Source organism: Streptomyces sp. NPDC096311, from assembly GCF_044763085.1.
Taxonomy (GTDB): Bacteria; Actinomycetota; Actinomycetes; order Streptomycetales; family Streptomycetaceae; genus Streptomyces.
Map to the genome: position 1 here is coordinate 302338 of NZ_JBIWFN010000005.1, position 23233 is coordinate 325570.

Consider the following 23233-nt stretch of genomic DNA (forward strand, 5'->3'; position numbering starts at 1 on the left):
CCGCGTCCTGCGGCCCACCCCTGAGCATCGCCGCCCCCGTGATCCCTCCGCAGGGAACGGGGCTTCCACCAACTCCTTTCTGCCCTCCAGGAGATGGCCCCGCGTGACGAGCTAGTGTCCTCGCTTGTGACTGAACCCTCCTCGCATCTCGGTGCGACAGCGGATGCCTACGACGCCGTCGCAGTCCGTTACGCGGAACTCTTCCGTAATGACCTCGACGCTCTTCCGCTGGATCGCGCGATGCTCGCCGCGTTCGCCGATCTCGTACGGACCACCGGCGCCGGGCCCGTCGCGGAGCTGGGATGCGGTCCGGGACGCATCACCGCGCACCTGCGGGACCTGGGGCTGGATGTCCTCGGCGTCGACCTGTCGCCGGTGATGATCGATCTTGCCCGCGAGGCATACCCGGACCTGCGGTTCGAGGTCGGCTCCATGGACGCCCTGGACCTGGCCGACGGCAAGCTGAACGGCATCGTGTCCTACTACTCGGTCATCCACACCCCACCGCAGGAGGTGCCCTCGTACTTCTCCGAGTTCCGGCGGGTACTCGCGCCTGACGGCCACCTCTCGCTCGCGTTCTTCGAGTCGGAGGGTGAGCCGGTCACAGCGTTCGACCACAAAGTGGTGACGGCGTACCGATGGCCGATCGACGACCTCGCGGGGCTCGCGGGCGAAGCCGGGTTCGTCGAGGTCGGCCGGATGCTGCGCGCGCCGCGCGAGGAGGAACGCCAGTTCCGCCATGGCCATCTGCTGATGCGCGCACCCAAGTAACTCGGCTGTCGGCACGGGCGGCCATGGCCCTGGGTCAGGGGCCAGGCGTCAGGGGAGATGGGACGGAATGATCGGGACCGTGTTCCGAAGCGAGGACGTGCCTGCGGAGGACAGGTTCGAGTACTGGCGGGAACTGGTCGGCCGGACACGATCGAGCGACCTGATCAGTGCCCACACCGCCGACTACTGGGCGGAGTACCGGCTGATGGAGCTGGGGCCGGTGACCGTATGGCCGTCGTCGTTCCTGCCGACCCGCTACCGGCGGAGCGGAAAAATGGTGCGTCGGTCCGACCCTGAGTCGTACCACCTGACGCTGCTGCTCGATGGAGGTCTGGCCCTCGAGCACGCCGGACGGACCGACACGTTCGGCCCACGTGACCTGCACATGGTCGACGGCTCGCGGCCGTACGATCTCCGGCCGGCGGACGAGCGGGATCGCCGTGCCGTCAAGGGGGTCGGCGTGGACTTCCCCAAGGCGTTGCTGCCCCTGCCGCCGCACCGCGTCCGGGAGTTGCTGGGCCGGGGGCTGTCGGGGCGGGAGGGTATCGGCGCTCTGCTGACCGAATTCCTCGTCGGTCTGGACCGGCAGGCCGAAACCCTTCAGCCGTCCGACGCGCCACGCCTGGGTACGGTCGTACTCGACCTGGTGTCGGCCTGGTTCGCCCAAGTGCTGGACGCAGAGGCCGCCCTTCCGCAGGAGACCCGCCAGCGGGTCACAGCACAACGCGTCCAGGCGTTCATCCGGCAGAATCTCCACGACCCGGAGCTGACGCCGTCCGCGATCGCCGCCGCGCACCACATCTCCCGCAGCTACCTGTACCGGATCTTTCAGCAGCAGTCGCAGGGCGAAACGGTCGCGGCCTGGATCCGCGGCCGACGGCTGGAGAACGCCCGCCGCGACCTGGCCGACTTCTCGCTGCGCACCACGCCGGTCCACGCCGTCGCCGCCCGCTGGGGCTTTCCCCGCGCCTCCGAATTCACCCGCGCCTTTCGCACCGCGTACGGGCTCTCTCCGAGGGAGTACCGGCTCCAGGCACTGTCCGAGCGGGAGCAGACGCTCAGCCGGTCCCCGATGGACTGACCACCTCCCTGCTCAGCCGACGGGCAAGCCGGTGGCGTCGTCGCGGAGGATGGGGATCGAGATCGCCGGTTGGCCTGTCACGTTGAACACCGACGTGAACACCCCCGTCGGACAGCGGTTCAGCAGTGGCATCAGGGGATCGTCGTCGGCGCCTGCCCGCCAGGCACCGACGAGCGGCGGCAGTCACGCCATCGTGGGCGTGGCCAGGAGGTCGAAGCCGGCGAGGAAGCGTCGCGGTCGCGCCGTGGCTCGCGGTCGACGACGTGGCGTGGGCCGCCCCCGCATACCTGTCCACGTCCTGACCCGGGTCCGTACCCGACACCCGACGATCTGCATCCCACGATCTGCATCCCACGATCTGCACCCGGCAGGCGCGAGGCCGGTGGCTCGCCGGCCACGGGGGAACATTTCTACGAGCCGCCCGGCAGTTGAGCTTGTGACACTGCGCGTATGTCCAACAAGGTCCGCTGAGGATGTTGTCCCCGGAAATGCGACAGGTCAGCCGTCTACTATGGCCCTACGTATTCGGAGGCGTGAGGGAGCCGGGCCATGCGGCGGCTGGGGGATCTCGAGGCGGAGATCATGGATCGCCTCTGGACGTGGGACCGTCCGGCGACCGTGCGTGATGTCGTCGACGACATCAACAGGACCCGCCCCGTCGCGTACACCACGGTGATGACCGTCACCAACATCCTGTACACGAAGGGCTGGCTGCTGCGGGGCAAGCAGGGCCGCGCCTGGCTGTACGCGCCGGTCCGCAGCCGCGAGGCCTACGCCGCCGCACTCATGGAGGACGGCCTGGGGGAGAGCAAGGACCGCTCGGCCGCGCTGCGCCACTTCGTGGAGAACATGTCGCAGGAAGAAGTGGCCGCACTGCGCAGGGCTCTGCGAAACATGGGCCGACAGGCGAAGCCGTGAACGCCGCCCCCGTCCTGGTCGGCTCCACGGCGGCCGTGGGCCGCCCTGGCCGCAGCGGTCTGGCATGCCCTGACCGTCTCGGAGGCGTTCCGCTCGGTCTTCCGTCCGCTGCCGCCCGACCCCTCACGCCCGGGAACGGGCGGCGCTCCTCGCGGAGATGGTCGCCGACGATCGGGCGGCGTCGGCCGGCCGCCAACTGAGCTTCCCGAGTTCTCCGTCGCAGTCGGTCAAGGCTTCGCCATGTGCCACTGATGGCTGAGCGGGCGGGAGTTACCCAACGTACTAAGGGAGTAAGTAGAACGACCGGCGAAGGGAAACTCCGTGATCCAGCGACGCATCGTCGTCCTCTCGGCCGCAGGGCTCGCCTCGGCGTTCCTTCTGGCGGCGTGCGGCAGCTCGACGGAAAAGGCGTCCACCGGTACGAGCCCCGGCGACGCCGTTCCGGTCGCCACGGCCGCCTCGGAGTCCGCGACCTCTGCTCCGACCGCCTCGGAATCCACGCCGTCCGCACCGGCCGCCGGCGGTGACTCCGGCAGCGGCAACACGGCCACGACCACCATGGTGATGGCCAGGACGGTCAACGACATCGGCAGCGTGGTGGCCGACGGCAAGGGGATGACCCTCTACCGCTACGACAAGGACGAGGCGAATCCGTCCAAGTGGACGTGCGCCGGCGCGTGTACGAAGACGTGGATCCCCGTCATCGTGCAGGACTCCGTACAGACCATGGGGGTCGAGAAGAGCCTTCTCGGCACGGTCCACCGGAACGGCATGAAACAGCTCACCCTCGGCGGCTGGCCGCTGTACCGGTACGTGGGTGACACACAGGCCGGACAGACGAACGGCCAGGCCAAGGACAAGACGTGGTACGCCGTCACCCCGTCCGGTACGAAGTCCACCAGCGTGGGCTGAGCCCGGATACATGAGCGTGGTCTCGCCGCGGGGGGCACGGTGCGACATCCCGGCGGGAGGTGAGTGCGGGCGCGGTCGCAACGGTGGAGGTCGAGACGCCGTGGCGTACGTGGTCCGGCGCGCGCCGCGCCCCCTGGAGCTGAGTCGCCGCGTGAACGTACGTACAGCGAAGGCTGGTTGGGCGCCCTCCGCGTTCACGGCGACCGTGCTGTCCACCGCGTCCGCGGACGAGATCGCGTGGCCCGGGACTGCCGGCATTGACGGGTCGGCGGACCGTCCTTCGTGCCGTCGCCGCGAGGAGCGGCATCGACGGCCTAGGCTTCGGCCCGGCACCGGACCCGATCCCAGGAGCGCACACCGTGTTCGACCCCGCACCGGAGTATCCGTACCCCGACGTCCACCGATCGGATGAAGCGCCCACCCCGCACGCGCTTCTCGCGCCGGTGATCGGACTCCTGGGTGCCTGGCGCGGGCGGGGTCACGGCGGGTATCCCACGCTCGCCGGGGAGTTCGCGTACGCGCAGGAAGTCACCTTCAGCCATGACGGCCGCCCCTTCCTCCGGTACGAGGCCCGGGCCTGGTTGCTCGACGTCGACGGCACACCGCTGCGCCCGTCGGCTCGGGAGAGCGGCTGGTGGCGGCTCCAGCCCGACGGCCGGGTGGAGGCACTGATCACCCAGCCCACCGGCATCGCCGAGATCGCCGTCGGCCGAGCGGCCGACAACACGGTCGACCTCTCCACCCACGAGGTGGCCCTCACGCCCACGGCCAAGGAGGTCAACGCAACCCGCCGGACCTATGCCCTGACCGACGACGACACGCTCACGTTCGTCCACGAGCTCGCGGCGGTGGGGCAGCCGTTGCAGCACCACCTCTCAGCGACGCTGCAGCGCAAGGCATAGGCGCGCGGCTGCCAGGCCCCGTCCTGCGCTGGTCGCACCCGCACGGGGCGTCGCCGTCAGTTGCCGGGCGCCTGTGGCGGCGTCGGGCGCAGGCCGTCCAGGGTGAGGTCGAGGAGGCGTTCCGCCTGTTCGCGTTGGTCGGGGCCGGCCGAGGTGAGGGCGATGCCGGCGAGGGCGGCGAACATGTCGGTCGGGCTGATGTCGGTGCGGATCGCGCCGGCGGCGGTGCCGGCGTTCATGAGGGAGGTGAGGGCGGCCTGGATCAGCTCGTGGCTCTCGGCGTAGGGGTTGGTTCCCGAGGCGACGACGGCTCGTAGGGCGTCGGCCATGCCGAGCTTGGCGGTGGCGTAGTCGATGAAGCGACGCGTCCAGGCACGTAGGGCCTCGCGGGGCGGCATCGTCGCCAGGAGCCCCGGAACGGCCTCGCACAGCCGGGCCACCTCGTTGCGGTACGCGGCCTCGATCAGGGTCTCCCGGGTCGGGAAGTTGCGGTAGAGGGTGCCAGTGCCCACGCCCGCTTCCCTGGCGATGCGCTCGAAGTGCGCGTCCAGCCCCTCCTCGGTGAACACGCGTACCGCGGCGGCCAGGATCTTCTCCCGGTTGCGCTGTGCGTCAGCCCTCAGTGGACGTTCTGCCTCGCGGGCCATCGTCGTCGCTCCTCGCTCTCCCGTTGCTAAGTGGCGGCGCCTCCGCTTAGGGTGGATGAAGTGGCGGCGCCTCCACTTTCACTCTAGGGCATGGGTGTGACATGTCCTCGTTCCTCCTGCGGAAGGACTGTCGATCATGTCGGGAATCGAAGGCAAGGTAGTGGCGATCACAGGTGCCGGCAGCGGCATCGGTGAGGCGACCGCGCTCCTGCTCGCCGAGCGCGGTGCCCGGGTCGTCCTCGGGGCGCGCCGTGCGGAGCGTCTCGAGGCCCTGGCCGCCCGTATCGAAAAGGTGGGCGGCGAAGCCGCCTGGGTCCGTACGGACGTGACGCGGCGCGAGGATCTGTCCGGCCTCGTACGGCTGGCCCGCGAGCGGTACGGCAAGCTCGACGTCCTCGTCAGCAACGCCGGAGTCGGTCTGATCTCCCGCCTGGACGACCTCCGCGTCGAGGACTGGGAGGAGATGATCGACGTCAACCTCAAAGGCGTGCTGTACGGGATCGCCGAAGCCCTGCCGGTCTTCCGGGATCAGGGCTTCGGACACTTCGTCAACATCGTGTCCACCGCCGGACTGCGCGTCACTCCGCTCCAGTCGGTGTACGCCGCCACGAAGAACGCCGTCCGTACCCTCTCCGAGGGCCTGCGCCAGGAGGCCGGCGAGAGCCTGCGCGTCACCGTCGTCTCGCCGGGGTTCGTCCGCACGGACTTCGCCGACCGCATGGGTTTTGAGGTGAAGGCCCAGATCGTCGAAAAGATGGACAGCATCGCGATTCCGCCCGCCGCGGTGGCCCGCGCCGTCGCCTTCGCCGTCGAGCAGCCGGACGGTGTCGACGTGGGTGACATCGTGGTGCGTCCCACCGCGCAGGACTGAGATCCGTTCGCCGCCGGGCCATGCCGCGTCGCGGCCTGCCGACACCGAGTCGTGGGGCGCGTACACGTGATCCGAGTCACGTCAGGTTCCCGTCAGTGAAGTGGCCCGTAGCCGTCAGTCTGCTCCGGTCTCATAGGCCCCAGAGCCCCTCTGAGACCCCGCTCCCCGCCCTGTGGGAGCCCCCCACCGAGGAGTGACATGGCTGAGACACTGACCGGAACCGCGAGCGGCGCCGCCGAAGAGATCCCCGAGTTCGTACCGCCCAGGGCGGCCGCCTGCCCGTTCGCGCCGCCGCCGGTCCTCGCGGAGATCCGCGAGGAGAAGCCGATCAGCAAGGTGCGGATCTGGGACGGCAGCACCCCCTGGCTCATCACCCGCCACGAGGACCTGCGGGCCGTCCTCGGTGACCCCCGCGTCAGCGTCGACGACAAGCGGCCCGGCTTTCCGTTCCCGAAGAAGGCCATGGCGGAGAACGCGCACCACCACCCCGACACGCTCTTCAACACGGACGCCCCCGTCCACACCCGGCTCCGCCGGATGCTGACCTCTTCCTTCACCGCCAAGCGGATGGCGGCCCTGCGCCCCGCCATCCAGAAGGTCACCGACGAGCACATCGACGCGATGCTGGCCGGGCCGAAGCCGGCCGACCTGGTCCAGGCGCTGGGTCTGCCCATTCCCACGCTGATGATCTGCGAACTGCTCGGAGTCCCTTACGAGGACCACGAGTTCTTCCAGCACCACGCCACCGTCGCGGTCAGCCAGACGTCATCGGCCGAGCAGGACCGCGAGTCGAGCGTCGCGCTCGGCGACTACCTGGCCCGGCAGATCCATGCCAAGACGGAGAACCCCGCCGAAGACGCCCTGTCCGACCTGGCGGCGCTGGTCAAGGCCGGTGAACTGACCATGGGGGAGGCGTCCCTCATGGCCGTCATCCTGCTCATTGCCGGGCACGAGACCAGCGCGAACATGATCGCGCTGGGCACCCTCGCGCTGCTGGAGCACCCGGAGCAGCTCGCCCTGCTGCGCGAGACGGACGATCCCAAGGCCGTGGCCGGAGCGGTCGAGGAACTGCTGCGCTACCTGACCATCGCCCACACCGGCCAGCGCCGGATCGCCCTGGAGGACATCGAGATCGGCGGCGAGGTCATCCGGGGCGGTGACGGAATCATCGTCTCCCTCCCCGCCGCCAACTGGGACCCGGAGGCCTTCCCGGAGCCCGACCGTCTCGATCTGCTCCGCGACGCCCGCCAGCACAACGCGTTCGCCTTCGGCGTCCACCAGTGCCTGGGCCAACAACTCGCCCGCGTAGAGCTCCAGGTCGTCTACGGCACGCTCTACCGGCGCGTGCCCACACTGCGACTGGCCACCACGCTGGAGGAGATCGACTTCAAGGAAGACGCGATGGCGTACGGCGTCGTCGCGCTGCCGGTCACTTGGTAGCCCGTAGCCCATAGCCCGTAGCCCTTCGACGCCAGCATGACGCAGGAAGGGACGTACCGAGGGAGATACGGGGCTTCAGCCGGTGCCTTCCTTCCAGCGCGACGCCTCCCGGTAGGCCTCGAAGACACGGTGGTGATCGGGGCCGAGCAGGCGCGCGCAGTCCTGCCCCAGGCGCTGGCAGAGTGCGGCGGCGCCTCGGGAGTCGCCCGACTCGCCGGTGAGCCTGGCGTGCCGGGCGCGTGCGTCGAGGACGTCCGTGTCCATGGCCCGGGGGCCGTCGGCGTGCAGCTGGATGAACCGTTCCAAGTTCTGGATCTCGGCGATATGGCGCGTGTCGACGTGTGGATCCGCGGAGTCGTCCGAGACGTACGCGATCTGCTGGACCGCCCGGGCCACGGCTCGGGCGTCGGGTGGCCGGTTCCCGGGTGACTTCTCCAGCAGTCTCAGCACGAGGGAGTCGAGAGGCCTGGGGATGCCGGGACGCAGCGCGCCCGGCGGGGCGGGCACTTTCTCCACGTGGTGCCACATGACGGCATAGGGATCCGAGATGTGACCGAAGGGAGACCAGCCGGTGAGCATCTCGTACACGACGCAGCCGAGTGAGTAGAGGTCGGAGAGAGCGCTGCCGGACTCCTCACGGAGCCGTTCGGGGGAAGCGTAGTGAACGGTGCCCCACCCTGGAGCGTGCGTAGAGGACGCGTCGATGAAGCGGGCGAGGCCGAAGTCGACGACCTTGGCGGATCCGGTGGTGTCGATGACGATGTTGCCGGGTTTGACGTCCCGGTGCACCACGCCCGCCTCGTGGGCGTCGGCGAGGCCGTCGCAGATGTGCCTCGTCCAGCGCACGGTCTGTTCCAGGGTGAGGTGCCGACCCTGCCCGGTGTGGGCGGAGAGCGGCCTGCCCTCGATGTACTCCATGACGGAGTACAGGATGTCGCCGTCCTCGCCGTGGTCGTAGATGACGGCGACATGGGGCCGGTTACGGATGCGCGCCATCGCCTGAGCCTCCTTGCGGAATCGCTCGACGCGCCGGTTCAGTTCCTCGGAGTGCTCGCCCTGTCCGGGGTGACGGTGCAGTGTGGCCACCTTCACCGCGACCGGCCGGTTCAGGCGGAGGTCGAGTCCGAGCCAGACGGAGCCCTGGGCGCCGCGGCCGAGGGGCGACTCCAGCTTGTAGCGCCGATCGAGGACACGTCCTGATTCCATGATTGCGTCACTTGCCCGTCGGGTTCCAGGCGCACAGCTCGGGCAGCCGCGCGACATGCTCGTTCCATTCGGCGAAGAACTCGATGCGCCGGCTCAGCACATCCTGCAACCGGCGCTGCGCACTGCGCCGCCGCACCACGCCGGCCTCGCGGATCCTGCCGCGCTCGGTCGGTACCCGCGTCACGTCCAACACCCCCCACACCCCGGCGAAGGCACCGACCAGCAACGCGAGTGCCAGGAAGAAGCCGCCGAGGAGGAAGGGGGCCAGGACGACGGCGGACAGTCCACCGGCGGTGCCCCCTACGCGCCGCGGCAGGTTGCGGTCGACAGCCGCGGCCTCCGCCTCCGTACGTTCGAGCAGTTCGCTCTCCAGCTCGTCGGCCAGGGATTTCCCGTCGACGGACGCGGCGGGGTCGGTCGGCAGCAGAGCGTGCCAGCCGTCGATCGCGATACGGATGGTCGCAGGCCGGTGGCTCAGCGAGGCCACCACCAGCTCCTCGGCGGCGGTGCACAGGTTGGGCAGCATCTGCATGAGGGCGAGGCGGCGCGCGTCGTCTCCGAGTGCGATCTGACTCGGTTTGAAAACGGCGTTGTCGAGGAGCGTCGTGAAGTCCATGACCTCGGCGTCCGCCCCTTGACGCAGCTCGTGCTCCTCCTGTGCCGCCTTCTCGTCGCCCCGGTGCTCGACGAACCGGAGCAGCGCCTCCTTCTTGGTGTGCAGGGCAGCCTCATCGGGTTCGAGATGGCCGATGAGGCGGTCGATGGCCGTCTCGGCGTAGCGGGAACGTCCGGAGGCGGACGCCGTGCGGTTCGAGGGTGGGAACTCCTTGCGGAGGTGGGCGAGGGTGCCTGTGGTGACGGTGGCGAGCCGCCAGTGTTCGAGGAGCGCCGGCCAGTCCCCGTCGTACGCCTGGCCCAGGGACTCGAACCGGTCGCCGGGTGAGGCGAGGAGTTTGCGCAGCTGGGGTGTCCACCGCCGCACACTCGCCCTGGCCGCCGTCCCGCCCGCCGCCGCCTCGGTGCCCCAGCGCACCATCACCTGCCGGGCGTAGCTGTGAGCGAGGTCGCCGAGTTCGCGGCTGGCGACGGCGTCGAGGACCACGAGGAAGTCCCTGCCGAGCCGATCCGGGTCGACGGCGTGCTGAAGGTAGCCGTCCATCCAGTTCCCCGCCCGTTCGTGTTCGCCCAGCCTGGCCGCGGCGAGTGAGAAGAACAGGTTGGCTTTGCCGAGGTCGAGCCCCTGCGCCTGCCCCATCGCGGTGAGCCGGACTTCGTCGTCCCCGTCCAGTCGGGCGGCGACCGCCAGGGTTGCGTGGGCGAGCCAGAAGTCGGGGTCGTGGACGAGGTGTTGCTCCACGAAGAGCCGGAGGTTGTCGGTCCTGAGCACCCCGCTCTTCACCAGCTGCGGGGTCAGCTGTTTGACCAGGCCACGAGCGAGAGAGCGCACCTTTTCCCGGTTGCCGAACCTGCGCTGCCAGTCCTCGGTGATCCGGTCGAGCTCGAACTGCGCGGCGAGGACGGCCTGGTCGCGTTCGTACTGGGACCGGAAGTCTGTGAGTTCGGCCTTGACCTGGCCGAGCTCGGACCGGGTCCGGGACAGCCCCTCCCGCAGATCTTCGGTGGCGGAACCCACCGATTCGACCTGGAGGGCGAGTTCGTTGGCTCTGCCGCGCAGGGCCTCCAGGCCCCCGGACAGTGTGCCGAACCGGTCGTGCAGGGTCTTCAGGTCGCCTTCGCGGCGCTGCTGCGCCTCGCGTATCTCCTTGAGGCCGTCCCTCAACTCGTTGAGACCGGCCTCGGCCTCGGGCTGCTCACTCACACCGCTCCCCGTTCGTCCCGCCGTGCGGTTTCGGTCTTCGGAACAGGTACCTTCTGGCGACGCACCGGAGGAGCGCAAGGGCGCGTAGCGGCGCGCGCGGCGCATGTGTGTCTCCGGACGGGCGCCGGTGCGCGGAGACAACTGCCTCGGCTCACGCGACTCCGTGAGGGCCGTTCACTCGACTTCGTGAGTGCCGTCGAAATCCTCGTGGGCGGCCGGGGACGACCACGTCCGGGAGTCGGCCGGGCACGGCTCGGCCCGGGAGGTACCGGACGAGGGGCTCTCGCTCATCGCCGCACCTCCCGCAGCCGCACGCACGGCCGCCGGAAGCGGTAGTGGTCTGCTCCGGCCCGCATGCGAACTCGGAAGGGAGGGACAGTCGGCGTCCCGCGGGTCTGCCACCCTTCGGCCGGCGGGCGCGCGGCGGCGACCGCCGCCGATGGCTCCTGGGCCTTCCTGGACACGCGGCAACCCTGGCGGTGTCATGCACCGCTCCGGCTGCGCTATGATTGATCTTGAGCAGCCCGCCGGAAGAATCCGGCGGTCGGCCTCGCGTTGGTGGTCCAAGGAAAGATGCCCCGCTTCCTGCGGGGAGATGCAGGTGCAAGGCCTGCCCGGCGCTCCACAGCCCCGCCTCCTGTGTTCCGGAGGCGGGGCTTGTTTCGTTTCGCCCCCAGCCTCCCTGCCGCCCGGGAATGCGCCGACCAGGTCCGCTGTTACAGCACACGTAGCTGACATGCGCGAGTCAAGATCGCGTGATGTGGGCGGAAGGAGGACCTCATGGCACGCAACAGCGCGCGACCCGTCGTCACGCTGAGGTCGACAGCCGGGACCGGCGTCACCTACGTGACGCGGAAGAACCGCGGGAACGACCCCGACCGGCTCGTCCTGCGTAAGTACGACCCGGTGGTCGGTGAGCACGTTCCGTTCCGCGAGGAGCGCTGAGCCGAGCCCGGCGACACCGGGCGGAGCGTCACAGGACGGTCGACCGTCACCAGGCCGTCGACCGTCACGGAGCCGGAACCGTCGACCGGCACAAGGGAGGCAACCTCATGAAGCCCCGCATCCACCCCGAATCCCGCCCCGTCGTCTTCCGTGACCGGGCTGCGGACATGGCGTTTCTGACCCGTTCGACCGCGCACTCGTCGAAGACGATCGAGTGGGAGGACGGGGTCACCTACCCGCTGATCGACGTCGAGATCTCGTCGGCGAGCCATCCGTTCTCCACCGGGACCTCGCGGGTCCTGGACACCGCGGGCCGCGTGGAGCGCTTCGAGCGGCGTTACGGCCGTACGGCCTCGCCGCGGCGCTGACGGCGGGATCGACAGTTCACAGCACGAGGAGGACAGATCCATGAAGGTGCGCAAGTCCTTGCGTTCGATGAAGTCCAAGCCGGGGGCTCAGGTGGTCCGTCGACGGGGCGTGGTCTTCGTCGTCAACAAGAAGAACCCGCGTTTCAAGGCCCGCCAGGGCTGACGCCGCCCCGGGGGACGAGCGTCGCACACCACGCCCGTACCGCACGCCCCAAGCCGGTGTGCGGTACGGGCGTGAGCCTTTGCCCCAGGGCCTGTCGTCTGGATCAGGCCTGGGCCGCGGCGTCGCGGCTCAGGCCGTGTCCGTCGGGATGCGGAGCGTCACGCGGTAGCCGCCGTCGGGGGTGGGCCCGGACTCGAACGCCCCGCCCAGGAGTTCGGCGCGCTCCCGGAGACCGACGAGGCCCTGCTGTGAGCCGGGCAGCGGCAGCGAGGGGCGGGTGGGGGCGTTGTTGATCACCGTGACGCCGAAGCGGTCGTCGGAATGCCACAGGCGGACGGTGGCGGCGGCGCCGGGCGCGTGTTTGCGTACGTTGGTCAGGGACTCCTGCACGGTGCGGTAGAGGGCGCGTTGCGCGGGGGTGGCGATGGCGGAGGGGAGTTCACCCGTCAGGGTCGTCTCGATGCCACTGGTCGACACGAGCTTGTGCAGGTCGGCGAGTGTGGGCTGCGGGGTGAGTTCGCCGACGCGGCCCCCGGAGGCCCGCAACAACGCGACCATGTGACGCAGTTCGTCGAGCGTGTCGACGCTCAGTGAACGGATGGTGCGGGCGCCCTCCTTGAAGTGCGGATCCTTGGCGGCGACCTGAAGGGCACCCGCCTGTACGGCGATCAGGCTCACCTGGTGGGAGACGACGTCGTGCATCTCGCGGGCCAGTTGGGCACGTTCCCGGGCCAGGACGGCCTGGGAGTGCAGCAGCCGCTCGTGTTCGCGGGCCTTCTCGATCTCCGCGAGCCGGTCGGCCAAGTCCCGCCGGGCCTGGACGAGTTGGCCGAGCAGCACGGGGGCGGCGGCCGTGGCCAGGGTGTAGAAGAAGTAGATCAGCGTCCAGGCGCGTTCGTGTGAGCCGACGTTGCCCAGGGGCCAGGGCACGGCGGAGGCGACGGCGAACAGAAAGGCGGCCGCGACCAGGAGCCGACGGTCGCGGGAGTGCTCGGCGAGGGTGAACAGTGCGGCGAACGGGGCGAAGACGATGTCCACCATCAGACTGGCCGGCAGCGTCAGCAGGAACACCGCGAGCGGAAAACGGCGACGCAGGGCGAGCGCGGCACAGGCCACGGCTGTCGCCGCCGTCGCGAGGCGGCTCGAGTCCCCCAGGTTGATCAGGACGTCCACGGCGGCCACGGCGACGACCAGGGCGTCGACGGCCGGATCCGGGAGCCGCGCCCACCACGGCCTGCCCCCGTTCATCGCGGGTCCTCCGACCGGTTCCGCCCGTCCAGCAGGCCCGCCCGCTGGGCGAGCAGCGCGGCCCGCACCCGGCTGTTCACGCGCAGCTTGGTCAGGATCGCGCTGACATGGTCCTTGACGGTGCCGGCGCTGAGGTGGACACGACTGCCGATGTCGGCGTTGGACAGCCCCTCCGCGATGAGCACCAGCACTTCGCGCTCCCGTTCGGTGAGCCGTCCGACGCGGGCGGCCTCCTCGTCGTCCGCGGCGGTCGCGCCCGGATGGCTCTGCCACACGGCACGGGACGCCTTCGGTGACATCACGACACCGCCCGCGCACAAGGTCCTCACCAGTTGCGCGAGTTGGTCCGGCTCGGTGTCCTTGAGCAGAAAGCCGGCCGCCCCCGAGCGCAGCGCGGTGAGGATGTACTCGTCGGCGTCGAACGTCGTCAGCATCGCCACCACGGGCGCGTCCGGCAGCGCCCGCAGGTGCCGCAGCACGGTCAGACCGTCGACGTCCGGCATCCGGATGTCCAGCAGTACGACGTCCGGTCCCTCCCGCCGTACCGCGTCCACGGCCTCCGCGCCCGTCGTGGTCGCGACGACCTCGATGTCGTCGGCCGCGCCGAGGATGAGCTCGAAACCGGACCGCACCAGGGCCTCGTCGTCCACCACCACTACCCGGATCACGTACGTTCCGCCTCGTCCTTGATGTCATCGATGTCCTCGATGTCGATTGTCGTCACTGTGACCGTAGAACGGGAAACGCCCGGTGCGGCGCTCCGGGGGAACGGCCCGGCCACCCGGCGGGTCGGTTCCAGTCGTCCGGGGGGTGTGGACCGGACGCCTGCCGGATACTGCGCGACCGGCGATTCTCTCGAGCCTGTGAGCCATGACGCACAACGCGCACGACACGGCGCTCCTGGCACGGCCCCGACCGGAGGCGTCCGAAACCACGCAACTCCCCGACATCCGGCCCCCGGTGGGGCGCCTGACCGGAGTGGACCTCGCCCGGGGGCTCGCGGTCTTCGGGATGTACGCGGCCCACGTCGGCCCCGATCCGTCCGAGGGCGGGGCGACCGGCTTCTTCATGGAACTGGCTCACGGCCGGGCCTCCGCGCTCTTCGCCTTCCTGGCCGGCTTCTCGATCGTGCTGATCACGGGCCGCCGTACCCCCAAGACCGGCCGCGCGGGCCGCCAGGCGGTCGCCAAGGTGGTGATCCGAGCCCTCATCCTGCTGGTCCTGGGCAGCGCGCTCACCCTGACCGGCACCCCGGTCGAGGTGATCCTCGCCTTCTACGGCGTGTACTTCCTGCTGGTCCTGCCGCTGTACCGGCTCGGCGCCCGACCGCTGGCGGTCATCGCCGTGAGCGGTGCGCTGATCCTGCCTCAGGTCCTGTACGCGGTGCAGCAGGTCCTCAACCCCGGTGGCGGCGACGGCGGTGGCCCGGGCGGGATCTGGGCCTGGCCCGCCGACGCGGACGGCATCGTCTCGTTGCTCTTCACCGGCGGTTACCCGGCCCTGGCCTGGATCCCGTTCGTCGTCGCCGGCATGGCCGTGGCCCGGCTGGACCTGGCTTCCACCGTCGTCCGCACACGCCTCGCGATCACCGGTGTCTCGCTGGCCGTCCTCGGCTACGGCGGCTCCTTCCTGGCCCTGCGTCTCGTCCCCGGCGCCGCCTCCGCACTCCGGGCCTCCGGCTGGGGCGAGGGAGGCTCGGTCATGTCGGCGTGGTGGTCCGACACCGCGGGCTACCCGACCGGCACCACCCCGGCCTGGCTGCTGGCGGCCTCGCCGCACAGCGAGACGACCCTCTCGGTCGTGGCCAACACCGGCGTGGCCATCGCGGTCCTGGTCGCCTGCCTCGCCGCCACCGACACCCTCCCGCGCTTTCGCCGACTGGCCGCTCCGGTCATCGCGGTGGGCACGATGTCCCTGACCGCGTACGTCTTCCACATCGTCGCCATCCGCGCCCTGGGCATAGAGGAACTGCCAGGTTTCCCGCTGCACGTGCTGCTCGGCTTCCTCGTGGCCGTGACCGTGTTCGCGGCCCTCTGGTCCCGCCACTTCGCGCGCGGCCCGCTGGAGTGGCTGCTCGGCCGGGCCACCAGGATCGCGGAGCGCGTCCGATGAGGGGCCCGTCGAGCGGCCGCTGGGAGCCCTGGCTCCTGACGGCCGCCGCGGCGGCGGCCGTCCTCGGCGTCCTGCGCCCGGACCTGTACGCCGACGCCGTCGACCACGTCGTCACCACGCTGGTCGGACACCCCTGACGGAAGGCCGACGACTCGGGGCCGCCGCCCTGGGCGAGACTTTCAGCCCGTCGACGTCGGCGCTCACGCCGCACGGTTCTCGGGAGGCGGGCATGCTGGTGCTCGTCGGGGAACGGGCCGGACGGGCGGAGGTGCGCGATGCGGTGGTGGGCCGGTCGGTCGGTGGTCGCCGGAGTGGTGCTGCTCGCGGCGTGCGGTGGACCGGGAGGCGCAGGACGGGGACCGTCGTCCGGACCCACGAGTGCCTCTACGAGCGCCTCCACGAGTGCGTCTACGAGGGGGACGGCGGAGCCGGGGCGAGGAGCACCGTCCGCGTCGGGCCCCGGATCCGCCGCCCCGGTGGCCGGTTGCTTCGCTGGGCGGGTGGAGGTCACCGTCTCGCCGGGGGACGCGGTCGAACGGCGGTTGTGCGTGCGATCCGGGGCGGTGGTCGCGCTCACCCTGCGGCCACGTGTCGACGACCGGCGATGGACGGCCGTCCGGAGTGCGGCGCCCGCGGTGGTGCTGGTCTCCGGATGGCGCGTCGACGCCGACGGGACCGGCCGTGCCACCTTGCGGTGCGTGAGCCTACGGGGCGGATCGGCCGGGATCACGGTGACGGCGAAGGCTCCGGACGTGGCGGGCGCGGCGCGCACCGCGTTCACGCTCCGGGTGAGTGTGGTCCCGTACGCGAAGGAAGGGTGAACCCGCCGTTTGCGGCGGCGGGTCAACCCCTCCTTCGTGCGTGCGGGTCAGCCGCAGTCGCGCACCTTGATCGTGTGGATGCCGCGGCCGTGGGTGGCCGCCCGCAGCGGGCCGCCGTCCGGGCTCAGCCTCAGCTGGAGCACGGCGACCGCCGGGAGCCGGCCGACGCGCTGCCATGCCGTACGGCCCGGGGCGCGGTGGACCACGCCGAGGACGGTGGCGACGGCGAGGCACCCGTCGGCCGTGACGACCAGGGCTTCGCGCGCGGCATCTCCGTCGGCAACGAGGACGGCACGGGCCGTTGCCCGAACCGCCGCTGGAGTTGGAGGCGAAGTCGCGGTAGCGCGGGTCGTCGGAGTCGTACGGCAGATCGGTGACGTTCCGCCAACTCCCGTCGGCGGACGGCAAGTTGTTCAGACCGCTGCAGGCGGCGCCGTGGGCTCCCGGCGCGACGACGCCCGGTGAGGTGCGGGCCTCGGCGTACTGGTCGGCCCCCTCGGGCGTCCCGGGGCTTGCCCCATTCTTGTCCAGAACCTGCCACGAACGAGGTGTTGTGCAACGAGGTGCTGTGCGGCGCGCACCCGGGCACCGGCGCACCCGCGCGGGGGCGCGCCGGGTTCCGGCGGGCCGGGTCGGTCCGCGCCGTTCGCTCCCTTTGCTCAAGGGCGCCGCACCGTGGGCCTGTCGGCCGTCGAGGGCCGGGTGGGATCGTGACCCTGATCAGGCAGTGCCGTCGGAGGAGGAGTCACGCGTGTTCGACAACCTGAAGAACCTCAAGGACAAGGCCGAGGAACTCGCCGAGGCGCACGGCGACACGATCTCCGACGGACTGGAGAAGGCCGGCGACATCGTCGACGACAAGACGGACGGCAAGTACACCGACAAGATCGAGACCGGTGTGGACAAGGCGCGGGAGTACGTCGAGAAACTGGGCGAGAAGGAGGCCTGACCCCGTGCGGCGTACGTAGGCCCCAGGGCGCCCCCGGGGGCGCCCCTTCCCGGCGGGCTCTCTCAGAAGGGTTCCGGGAGAGGCACCCGGCCCGACCTGCTGCGCACCTGCTCGATGAGCGCGGCGTACGCGGCGATCATCCGGGTGCGGCTGAACCGTTCGCGGCTGAGGGCCAGGGCCGGCGCGAACTCGGCGCCCCGCGCCACCGCCTCGGACCAGGCCAGGGCGATCGCCTCGGGGTCGGGCGGGGTGAGGAAGCCGTGCCCGGTCACGATCGAGGCGCTGTCGCCGACATCGGTGGCGACCGGCACGGCCCCGCACATCATGCCCTCGATCAGGCACAGCGGTGCCGCCTCGCCGCTGGAGGAGGTCAGCGACACCACGTCGGCGCCCGCGTAGACGGTCTCCATGTCGTGGCGTACGCCGAGCAGGGAGAGGCGTTCGGCGAGCGGGGCGTCCTCGCCGAACGCCGTGGCGATGTCCTCACGCAGCCAGCCGTTGTCCCGCGTCATGCCCGCGCCGCACATCAGGACGTGGCCGTCGGGCTGCCGGCGCAACCAGGCGCGGGCCGCCCGGAGGAACAGCGGAACGTTCTTCATCGTGGCGTAGCGCGCCGCGAAGACGATCACGGGCGCACGCTCCGGGATGCCCAGCGACGTCCGCAGCAGGGCGCGTCTGAACGGGTCGGGGCGGAATCGCAGCAGATCCACGCCGTTCGGGATGACGTGCAGCAGTCCGGCCGGGATCCCGGCCGCGGCGTACGCGGCGCGCGTCGACTCGGCGCAACAGATCCCGGCGGCGATCCGGCCGTCGGCGACCGCCGTCCGCAGCTCGTCCAGGGCCGTCCCCTGGTTCTCGGGGTCGGAGCGGTGCAGACAGACCACGACGGGCCGCCGGGGCAGGCCTGCCTGGTTGAGCAGGCCGAGCGGCTGCTCCTTGAGGGACAGGATGACGTCGGCGGCGGCCACCGCCCGCGTGGTGGCGGCCAGCTCCGGCCCGGTGAAGGTCTCGGGGCCGCCGGGTGCCGCGGGGGTGCGGCCCAGCGAGGTGACCGGCACGCCTGCCGCGGTCAGTGACCGGTAGCAGACGTCGTCCTCCATCCGCTGTCGGGTCTCCTCCCGATACATTTCGCCATTCACGCTCAGCACCGCATGCCGCTGGCCACCCTCATGGAGCCCCAGCACCACATCACTGTGCACGATCCGGGCCCCGCCCGAGAAGAATCCTTCATAGATCGACAGCACACGCAGTTCGTCCATCACGCGCACCTCTTGGCCCGTCTCGCAGAAAGGGAGGAAACCTTTTCAACCCCTGTGATCTGCGGGTTCTCCGCTATGGACACAGGGGAAACTTGCGAGCCTGTGAACTCGTCGTTTCAAATTCGGACACGATTGGTTACGGCGTACTGTTCGGTTGATCAGCCGAATGAAGACGCTGAGGTCGCGGGCCAGGCGGCTCTTCTCACACCAGTCGGCTGGTAAAAAACAGGCCAGAAATTTCCTGGTCCGGGGACGCGCGGCACGTACAATCCGCGCCGCGGCCGAGAGGGAGCGCCGCCACTGCTCGGCCGAAGCGGAAGGGTGAATGTCTGGGTATTTCCGGGTTTCGTCGCAGTGATGCGTGCCAAGCTTGACGCAGGGGGGAAGCGGCACCGGCGACGCGGGGCCACGCGTCTGATTCCCGTGGCGCCGCGCAGAATGTGCTCGGGAGGATCGCTGAAGCATCCGCGGTGGCCCGGTTGCTCCGTGACACGGCATCCGGGCGCGGTGGCGCGCTGTTCGTCGGAGGAGAACCGGGTCTGGGACGGACCACCCTGCTCCGCAGGATCCTCACCCTCGACGACACCGTCCGGGCGGTGTATCTCGCGGGCACCGCGGCCGAATCGGGGCTGCGCTACGCGGGTCTGCACCAGGTCGTCCAGGCCTGCCGCTGCGATCTGCCACGACTGCCCGCACCCCAGCGCGACCTGCTCGGCCATCTGCTGGCCACCGGACAGCAGCGGCCGGGGGACACCGGGCTCGCGGTCGGCGCGGCGACGCTCGGACTGCTCGGCGCCGCGGCCGCACGGCGTCCTCTCCTGCTCGCGATCGACGACGCGCATCTGCTCGACACCCCGTCGAGGGAAGCACTGCTCGTCGTGGCGCGGCGCATCGCCGAAGAGCCGATCGTCCTGCTCCTCACGGCCGAACACCGCGGATCCGCCGCCGGATCGGCCGCCGGTTTTGCCCTGCGCCCCGCCGTCACCGGCGTACCGGAGCTGAGGCTCGGACCGCTGGACCCGGCCGACGCGCGGACCCTGCTCCAGCACTCCGCCCGGCACCCGCTGCGCCGATTCGTCGCCGACCGACTGCTCGCCGTCGCCGAGGGCAACCCGCTCGCCCTCACCGAACTGCCGGCCGTCCTCACCCCGGGCCAGTGCTCCGGACACCTGCCCCTCGACGACCCGCTCGCCCCCGGCGAACGGCTGCGCGACACCCATCTCCCGACGCTGGCCCGGCTCCCCGACCCCGCCAGGGCCGCCCTGCTGGTGCCCGCCGCGGCCGGCGACGTCCCGAGCGGCGATCTTCAGCGCGCGCTGGAACTGCTCGGACACGCCCCCGACGCGCTGCTGCCCGCGGAAGAGGAGGGCGTCGTGGACGGGCGGTTGCGTGCGCTCGGGTCCTCGGCCACCTCGTACAGGAAGAGTTCGAGGCCGAGCGCTCCATGGCCGCCGCCGCCCGCTGCCCGACGAGTTCGACGAGCCGCACCCGGGCGTGGGCGTCGGATTCGCGGACCGCCGCGGTCAGAACGTGCACCAGGATGTCGGACACATCGGCGATCACATCGGCACTGCCCACCGCGACCACCCCCTGCGTCTGCCCGGGGGTTCGTACACCGCCCCGGCCGATCACCAGCGAGGTTAGGACGGAGAAACCCCCGGTTCTTCCGGGAAATCCCTGGGTCCCTCCCTAGGAGGAGCGGGGCAGGTGGAGGAACTGCTCGGCCAGGGCGTCCCGTTCGGGGGTCAGGAGGCCCGGTCGTCCTCGGCGACGAACAGGCGCGAGAGCAGGCCTTCGAGGGTGGACCGCTCGGCGTCGCTGAGTGAGTCGAGGGCTTGGTGGGTGCCGTGCATACCGTCGCGGATGCTTGACACGGCGGCCGCCCCGTCCTCCGACAGGACGACGTTCTTGACCCGCCGGTCGGTGGGGCTGGGCTCGCGGTAGACGAGGCCGCGGGCCTCCAGCCGGTCGATGATCCCGGTCATGTTCGAGGCGTCGCAGCGGAGTGTGCCCGCCAGGGCCCGCATCGGAGCCGGGCCCTGGCGCAGTACGTTGAGCGCCTTGGCCTGGCTGTAGGTGAGGCCGTGCGCGGCGGCGGCGCTGGTGAGATCCGCGTAGAGGCTGACCATCGACGCCCACAGGGTGTCGAGGAGCATGACGTTGGAGACGGTGAGGGGTCCGGTGTCGGACGCCTCGGTGGAGCGGTTCGTTCCAGATGTCGCGGACATGGATTCAGCGTAACCCGAAACTTGACTACCTCAACCTTCGATGCTTACCTCTATCGAGTTACTTGAGGACCTCAAACTTTTAGGCTCTACAGCTTTGCGGTCTTCAAGTTTCACGGCATCACTCTCCGTGATTGCTCGACGTCCTGACCAAACGGAAGAACACCGTGACACCCACAGATCGCGTGGCGCCCGGGCGCCCCACCGGCGACCTCTCACTCGTCCTGGTCCTCGGCCTCGCGGCCATGATCGTCTCGATGATGCAGACCCTCGTCGTACCGATCCTGAGCATCATCCAGAGCGACCTCGGCACCACCACCGCCAACGTCAGCTGGGTCACCACCGCGACCCTGCTGTCCGCCGCGGTCTTCACCCCGCTGCTCGGCCGGTTCGGCGACATGCACGGCAAGAAGCCCACGCTGATCGGGGTTCTGCTGCTGATGATCGCCGGTTCGGTGCTGGCGGCGACCACCACCTCGCTGCTGTGGCTGATCGTCGGCCGGGTGCTCCAGGGCGCGGCCACGGCGATCTTCCCGCTCGCCCTCTCGGTCCTGCGCGAGGAGATACCCCCGGCGAAGCTGCACGGCGCGATGGCGCTGGTGAGCGGCACGCTCGCGGTCGGCAGCGGACTCGCCCTGGTCGCGGCCGGACTGCTCACGAGGGGCTCGGACCCCGACTATCACCGGGTGTTCTGGCTCGCCGTGGGGCTCGCGGCCCTCGCCCTGGCCGGCGTCGTCCTGCGTGTTCCCTCCGCACGCTCGACGACCGGCGGCCGTACCGACTGGCTCGGCGCGGGAACGCTCGCCGCGCTGCTCGTCCTGCTCCTGCTGCCGATCTCGCAGGGACACGAGTGGGGCTGGTCCTCCGCCCGCACCATCGGCCTGTTCGTCGCCGCGGTCGTCATGGCGGGCGTCTGGGTCCTGGTCGAGCGCAAGGTCCGCGAGCCGATGGTGGACATGAGGATGTTCGCCCACCGCCCGGTGCTCTTCACGAACCTCGCCGGCCTCTTCCTCGGCTTCGCGATGTTCTCCCAGTTCATCGGCGTCGCGTACCTGGCGCAGATGCCGAAGGAGCTCACCGGGTACGGATTCGGCGCCTCGGTGCTGCGCGCCTCGGTCGAGTACCTGCTGCCGACCACGCTGATCTCGCTGCTCGCCGCACAGTTCGGCGGGATCCTCGTCGGGCGGATCGGGGCGCGGTTCACCCTCGCCGTGGGCGCGGTGTTCGGAGTCGCCGGTTTCGCGTGGCTCACCCTGGCGCACGACACCTCCACGTCGGTCATCCTGGCGGGCCTGCTGATCGGTGTCGCGATCAGCTTCGGCTACGCGGCCATGCCCGCGCTCATCGTGGCGAGCGTGCCGCACCACCAGACCGGCATCGCCAACGGACTCAACTCCATCTCCCGTTCCGTCGGCAGCGCGATCGCCAGTGCCGTGATCACCTCGCTGCTGGCGTCCAAGACCATCCAGCATCTGCCCGCCGGCGCGCCCGCGCTGCCCGCCGAGAGCCAGTTCACGCTGAGCTTCGCGATCGCCGGGGTCGCGTTCGTGCTGATCGTGGCCGTGGCGCTGGTCGGTCTGACCAGGGGTGCGGCCCAGGAGTACACGGTCGAGAAGAAGGCCGCCGCCACCGACGACGCCGCGGCGGACGAGGCTGTCGTGGAGACGGCGGGCGTCACGTCCTGACCTGGACAGGGTCAACGGCTCGCCCCGTCCACCGGGGCGAGCCGTTTTCGTGTCCGCTCCCTGGCCCCTCCTTTTCCTGCCGTCCCTGACCGCCTCCCGCCTTGCCCTCGGAAACCGATCGGTTTACTCTTTCGATGGAGGGAAACCGATCGGTTTCCCCATGGCTTCGGGAGTTCTCATGACATCCATCGAAGGTTCGGTCGTCCTGGTCACCGGCGGCAGCCGCGGCATCGGCCGCGCGCTCGTGCAGGCCCTCTACGAGCGCGGCGCGTCGAAGGTGTACGCCACCGCACGCGACCCGCGGACCGTCACGCACCCCGACGCGGTGCCGCTGGCGCTGGAAGTGAGCGACCCCGCGTCCGTCGCCGCGGCCGCCGAGCGCGCGCAGGACGTCACCGTCCTGATCAACAACGCGGGCGCGTCCGTGAACGCGAACTTCCTGGACTCTCCCGTCGAGGACGTCCGCCGCGAGTTCGAGACGAACTTCTTCGGCCCCCTCCTCGTCACGCGCGCCTTCGTGCCGATCATCGAGCGCAACGGCGGCGGCCACCTTCTCAACGTCCACTCGGTGCTGTCGTGGGTGGGGCTCCTGGGCTCCTACAGCGCCTCCAAGGCGGCCTTCTGGTCGCAGACCAACTCCCTGCGCCTCGACCTGAAGCCGCGCGGCATCGACGTCACGGGACTCCACGTCGGGTACGTCGACACCGACATGGCCGCGAAGGTGGACGCGCCGAAGTCCTCGCCCGAGAGCGTCGCGGCACAGGCCCTCGACGGCATCGAGTCCGGTGCCTTCGAGGTGCTGGCGGACGACCTCACCCGGCAGGTCAAGGCCCAGCTGGCCGAGGATCTGGGCGTGATGTACCCGCAGCTGGTCGCGTGACGGAGGCAGGG

General features: G+C 70.5%; 25 protein-coding genes. 17 read left to right on the top strand and 8 right to left on the bottom strand.

Annotation, left to right across the window (positions count from 1 at the left end; translation table 11 throughout):
• Positions 1-126 precede the first annotated feature (126 nt).
• The 5 genes from ACIRA5_RS15555 to ACIRA5_RS15575 all read left to right on the top strand — a co-directional run bounded on the left by ACIRA5_RS15555 (position 127) and on the right by ACIRA5_RS15575 (position 4584).
• Positions 127-771 carry a class I SAM-dependent methyltransferase gene (locus ACIRA5_RS15555; RefSeq protein WP_403691051.1) on the top strand — a complete coding sequence of 215 codons (645 nt, stop codon included), beginning with the start codon at positions 127-129 and terminating at the stop codon, positions 769-771.
• A gap of 67 nt (positions 772-838) precedes the next feature.
• Positions 839-1852 carry a helix-turn-helix domain-containing protein gene (locus ACIRA5_RS15560; protein ID WP_403691052.1) on the top strand — a complete coding sequence of 338 codons (1014 nt, stop codon included), beginning with the start codon at positions 839-841 and terminating at the stop codon, positions 1850-1852.
• A gap of 549 nt (positions 1853-2401) precedes the next feature.
• Positions 2402-2770, top strand: a complete 369-nt coding sequence (locus tag ACIRA5_RS15565; RefSeq protein ID WP_403691053.1) for a BlaI/MecI/CopY family transcriptional regulator — start codon at positions 2402-2404, stop codon at positions 2768-2770.
• Positions 2771-3091: 321 nt separating this feature from the next.
• On the top strand, positions 3092-3682 hold the full coding sequence (locus ACIRA5_RS15570) for a hypothetical protein (protein WP_403691055.1): 591 nt from the start codon (positions 3092-3094) through the stop codon (positions 3680-3682).
• A gap of 359 nt (positions 3683-4041) precedes the next feature.
• Positions 4042-4584, top strand: a complete 543-nt coding sequence (locus ACIRA5_RS15575; RefSeq protein WP_403691057.1) for an FABP family protein — start codon at positions 4042-4044, stop codon at positions 4582-4584.
• 56 nt (positions 4585-4640) lie between these two features.
• On the opposite strand, the gene ACIRA5_RS15580 is transcribed toward ACIRA5_RS15575, so the two are convergent.
• Positions 4641-5231: a TetR/AcrR family transcriptional regulator gene (locus tag ACIRA5_RS15580; protein WP_403691058.1), complete on the bottom strand. Its 591-nt coding sequence runs from the start codon at positions 5229-5231 to the stop codon at positions 4641-4643.
• A gap of 136 nt (positions 5232-5367) precedes the next feature.
• Between ACIRA5_RS15580 and ACIRA5_RS15585 the strand changes: the two genes are divergently transcribed.
• Complete coding sequence (locus tag ACIRA5_RS15585) at positions 5368-6102, top strand: SDR family oxidoreductase (protein ID WP_403691059.1); 735 nt, start codon at positions 5368-5370, stop codon at positions 6100-6102.
• 198 nt (positions 6103-6300) lie between these two features.
• Positions 6301-7542: a cytochrome P450 gene (locus ACIRA5_RS15590; RefSeq protein WP_403691061.1), complete on the top strand. Its 1242-nt coding sequence runs from the start codon at positions 6301-6303 to the stop codon at positions 7540-7542.
• A 75-nt stretch (positions 7543-7617) separates the two neighbouring features.
• Here ACIRA5_RS15590 and ACIRA5_RS15595 read toward each other — a convergent pair whose 3' ends face one another.
• Both ACIRA5_RS15595 and ACIRA5_RS15600 read right to left on the bottom strand, forming a co-directional pair.
• Positions 7618-8748, bottom strand: coding sequence for a serine/threonine-protein kinase (locus ACIRA5_RS15595; protein ID WP_403691063.1), 1131 nt, complete (start codon positions 8746-8748; stop codon positions 7618-7620).
• Positions 8749-8755: 7 nt separating this feature from the next.
• On the bottom strand, positions 8756-10567 hold the full coding sequence (locus tag ACIRA5_RS15600; protein WP_403691064.1) for a hypothetical protein: 1812 nt from the start codon (positions 10565-10567) through the stop codon (positions 8756-8758).
• A gap of 780 nt (positions 10568-11347) precedes the next feature.
• Between ACIRA5_RS15600 and rpmG the strand changes: the two genes are divergently transcribed.
• From rpmG to ykgO, 3 genes are all read left to right on the top strand, one after another.
• Positions 11348-11512 carry a 50S ribosomal protein L33 gene (gene rpmG, locus ACIRA5_RS15605; RefSeq protein ID WP_054230143.1) on the top strand — a complete coding sequence of 55 codons (165 nt, stop codon included), beginning with the start codon at positions 11348-11350 and terminating at the stop codon, positions 11510-11512.
• 107 nt (positions 11513-11619) lie between these two features.
• A complete protein-coding gene (locus tag ACIRA5_RS15610) occupies positions 11620-11880 on the top strand; it encodes a type B 50S ribosomal protein L31 (protein WP_403691065.1) in 261 nt (86 codons plus the stop codon).
• A gap of 40 nt (positions 11881-11920) precedes the next feature.
• Positions 11921-12043 (top strand): type B 50S ribosomal protein L36, encoded by a 123-nt coding sequence (gene ykgO / locus ACIRA5_RS15615; RefSeq protein WP_054230145.1) that lies wholly within the window; start codon positions 11921-11923, stop codon positions 12041-12043.
• Positions 12044-12172: 129 nt separating this feature from the next.
• On the opposite strand, the gene ACIRA5_RS15620 is transcribed toward ykgO, so the two are convergent.
• Both ACIRA5_RS15620 and ACIRA5_RS15625 read right to left on the bottom strand, forming a co-directional pair.
• On the bottom strand, positions 12173-13291 hold the full coding sequence (locus ACIRA5_RS15620; RefSeq protein ID WP_403691067.1) for a sensor histidine kinase: 1119 nt from the start codon (positions 13289-13291) through the stop codon (positions 12173-12175).
• On the bottom strand, positions 13288-13959 hold the full coding sequence (locus ACIRA5_RS15625; protein WP_403691068.1) for a response regulator: 672 nt from the start codon (positions 13957-13959) through the stop codon (positions 13288-13290). The genes ACIRA5_RS15620 and ACIRA5_RS15625 overlap by 4 nt, the downstream gene beginning before the upstream one ends.
• A gap of 202 nt (positions 13960-14161) precedes the next feature.
• On the opposite strand from ACIRA5_RS15625, the gene ACIRA5_RS15630 reads away from it, so the two are divergent.
• The 3 genes from ACIRA5_RS15630 to ACIRA5_RS15640 all read left to right on the top strand — a co-directional run bounded on the left by ACIRA5_RS15630 (position 14162) and on the right by ACIRA5_RS15640 (position 16224).
• Positions 14162-15403, top strand: coding sequence for a DUF418 domain-containing protein (locus tag ACIRA5_RS15630; protein WP_403691069.1), 1242 nt, complete (start codon positions 14162-14164; stop codon positions 15401-15403).
• Positions 15400-15540, top strand: a complete 141-nt coding sequence (locus tag ACIRA5_RS15635) for a hypothetical protein (RefSeq protein ID WP_177324367.1) — start codon at positions 15400-15402, stop codon at positions 15538-15540. The genes ACIRA5_RS15630 and ACIRA5_RS15635 overlap by 4 nt, the downstream gene beginning before the upstream one ends.
• Before the next feature lie 363 nt (positions 15541-15903).
• Positions 15904-16224: an acetyl-CoA synthetase gene (locus ACIRA5_RS15640; RefSeq protein WP_403691070.1), complete on the top strand. Its 321-nt coding sequence runs from the start codon at positions 15904-15906 to the stop codon at positions 16222-16224.
• A 47-nt stretch (positions 16225-16271) separates the two neighbouring features.
• On the opposite strand, the gene ACIRA5_RS15645 is transcribed toward ACIRA5_RS15640, so the two are convergent.
• Positions 16272-16430 (bottom strand): hypothetical protein, encoded by a 159-nt coding sequence (locus tag ACIRA5_RS15645; protein ID WP_403691071.1) that lies wholly within the window; start codon positions 16428-16430, stop codon positions 16272-16274.
• A 545-nt stretch (positions 16431-16975) separates the two neighbouring features.
• On the opposite strand from ACIRA5_RS15645, the gene ACIRA5_RS15650 reads away from it, so the two are divergent.
• A complete protein-coding gene (locus ACIRA5_RS15650) occupies positions 16976-17173 on the top strand; it encodes an antitoxin (protein WP_403691072.1) in 198 nt (65 codons plus the stop codon).
• Positions 17174-17235: 62 nt separating this feature from the next.
• Here ACIRA5_RS15650 and ACIRA5_RS15655 read toward each other — a convergent pair whose 3' ends face one another.
• The gene (locus ACIRA5_RS15655; protein ID WP_403691336.1) at positions 17236-18417 is read right to left on the bottom strand and encodes a glycosyltransferase; all 1182 of its coding nucleotides are present in this window, start codon (positions 18415-18417) and stop codon (positions 17236-17238) included.
• A 455-nt stretch (positions 18418-18872) separates the two neighbouring features.
• On the opposite strand from ACIRA5_RS15655, the gene ACIRA5_RS15660 reads away from it, so the two are divergent.
• Positions 18873-20258, top strand: coding sequence for an AAA family ATPase (locus tag ACIRA5_RS15660; protein WP_403691074.1), 1386 nt, complete (start codon positions 18873-18875; stop codon positions 20256-20258).
• Here ACIRA5_RS15660 and ACIRA5_RS15665 read toward each other — a convergent pair.
• Positions 20178-20660: a MarR family winged helix-turn-helix transcriptional regulator gene (locus tag ACIRA5_RS15665; RefSeq protein ID WP_403691076.1), complete on the bottom strand. Its 483-nt coding sequence runs from the start codon at positions 20658-20660 to the stop codon at positions 20178-20180. The two genes, ACIRA5_RS15660 and ACIRA5_RS15665, sit on opposite strands and share 81 nt — an antisense overlap.
• A 164-nt stretch (positions 20661-20824) precedes the next feature.
• On the opposite strand from ACIRA5_RS15665, the gene ACIRA5_RS15670 reads away from it, so the two are divergent.
• Both ACIRA5_RS15670 and ACIRA5_RS15675 read left to right on the top strand, forming a co-directional pair.
• A complete protein-coding gene (locus ACIRA5_RS15670) occupies positions 20825-22342 on the top strand; it encodes an MFS transporter (RefSeq protein WP_403691078.1) in 1518 nt (505 codons plus the stop codon).
• A 178-nt stretch (positions 22343-22520) separates the two neighbouring features.
• Positions 22521-23222, top strand: coding sequence for an SDR family oxidoreductase (locus tag ACIRA5_RS15675; RefSeq protein ID WP_190168162.1), 702 nt, complete (start codon positions 22521-22523; stop codon positions 23220-23222).
• The last annotated feature ends 11 nt before the right edge of the window (positions 23223-23233 follow it).

Bases quoted from the DNA above. Each gene is read 5' to 3' on its own strand.
- ACIRA5_RS15580 (WP_403691058.1), bottom strand. From the start codon at position 5,231: ATGGCCCGCGAGGCAGAACGTCCACTGAGGGCTGACGCACAGCGCAAC.
- ACIRA5_RS15590 (WP_403691061.1), top strand. From the start codon at position 6,301: ATGGCTGAGACACTGACCGGAACCGCGAGCGGCGCCGCCGAAGAGATC.
- rpmG (WP_054230143.1), top strand. From the start codon at position 11,348: ATGGCACGCAACAGCGCGCGACCCGTCGTCACGCTGAGGTCGACAGCC.
- ACIRA5_RS15610 (WP_403691065.1), top strand. From the start codon at position 11,620: ATGAAGCCCCGCATCCACCCCGAATCCCGCCCCGTCGTCTTCCGTGAC.
- ykgO (WP_054230145.1), top strand. From the start codon at position 11,921: ATGAAGGTGCGCAAGTCCTTGCGTTCGATGAAGTCCAAGCCGGGGGCT.
- ACIRA5_RS15565 (WP_403691053.1), top strand. From the start codon at position 2,402: ATGCGGCGGCTGGGGGATCTCGAGGCGGAGATCATGGATCGCCTCTGG.
- ACIRA5_RS15675 (WP_190168162.1), top strand. From the start codon at position 22,521: ATGACATCCATCGAAGGTTCGGTCGTCCTGGTCACCGGCGGCAGCCGC.
- ACIRA5_RS15630 (WP_403691069.1), top strand. From the start codon at position 14,162: ATGACGCACAACGCGCACGACACGGCGCTCCTGGCACGGCCCCGACCG.
- ACIRA5_RS15595 (WP_403691063.1), bottom strand. From the start codon at position 8,748: ATGGAATCAGGACGTGTCCTCGATCGGCGCTACAAGCTGGAGTCGCCC.
- ACIRA5_RS15585 (WP_403691059.1), top strand. From the start codon at position 5,368: ATGTCGGGAATCGAAGGCAAGGTAGTGGCGATCACAGGTGCCGGCAGC.
- ACIRA5_RS15665 (WP_403691076.1), bottom strand. From the start codon at position 20,660: ATGTCCGCGACATCTGGAACGAACCGCTCCACCGAGGCGTCCGACACC.
- ACIRA5_RS15620 (WP_403691067.1), bottom strand. From the start codon at position 13,291: ATGAACGGGGGCAGGCCGTGGTGGGCGCGGCTCCCGGATCCGGCCGTC.
- ACIRA5_RS15635 (WP_177324367.1), top strand. From the start codon at position 15,400: ATGAGGGGCCCGTCGAGCGGCCGCTGGGAGCCCTGGCTCCTGACGGCC.
- ACIRA5_RS15560 (WP_403691052.1), top strand. From the start codon at position 839: ATGATCGGGACCGTGTTCCGAAGCGAGGACGTGCCTGCGGAGGACAGG.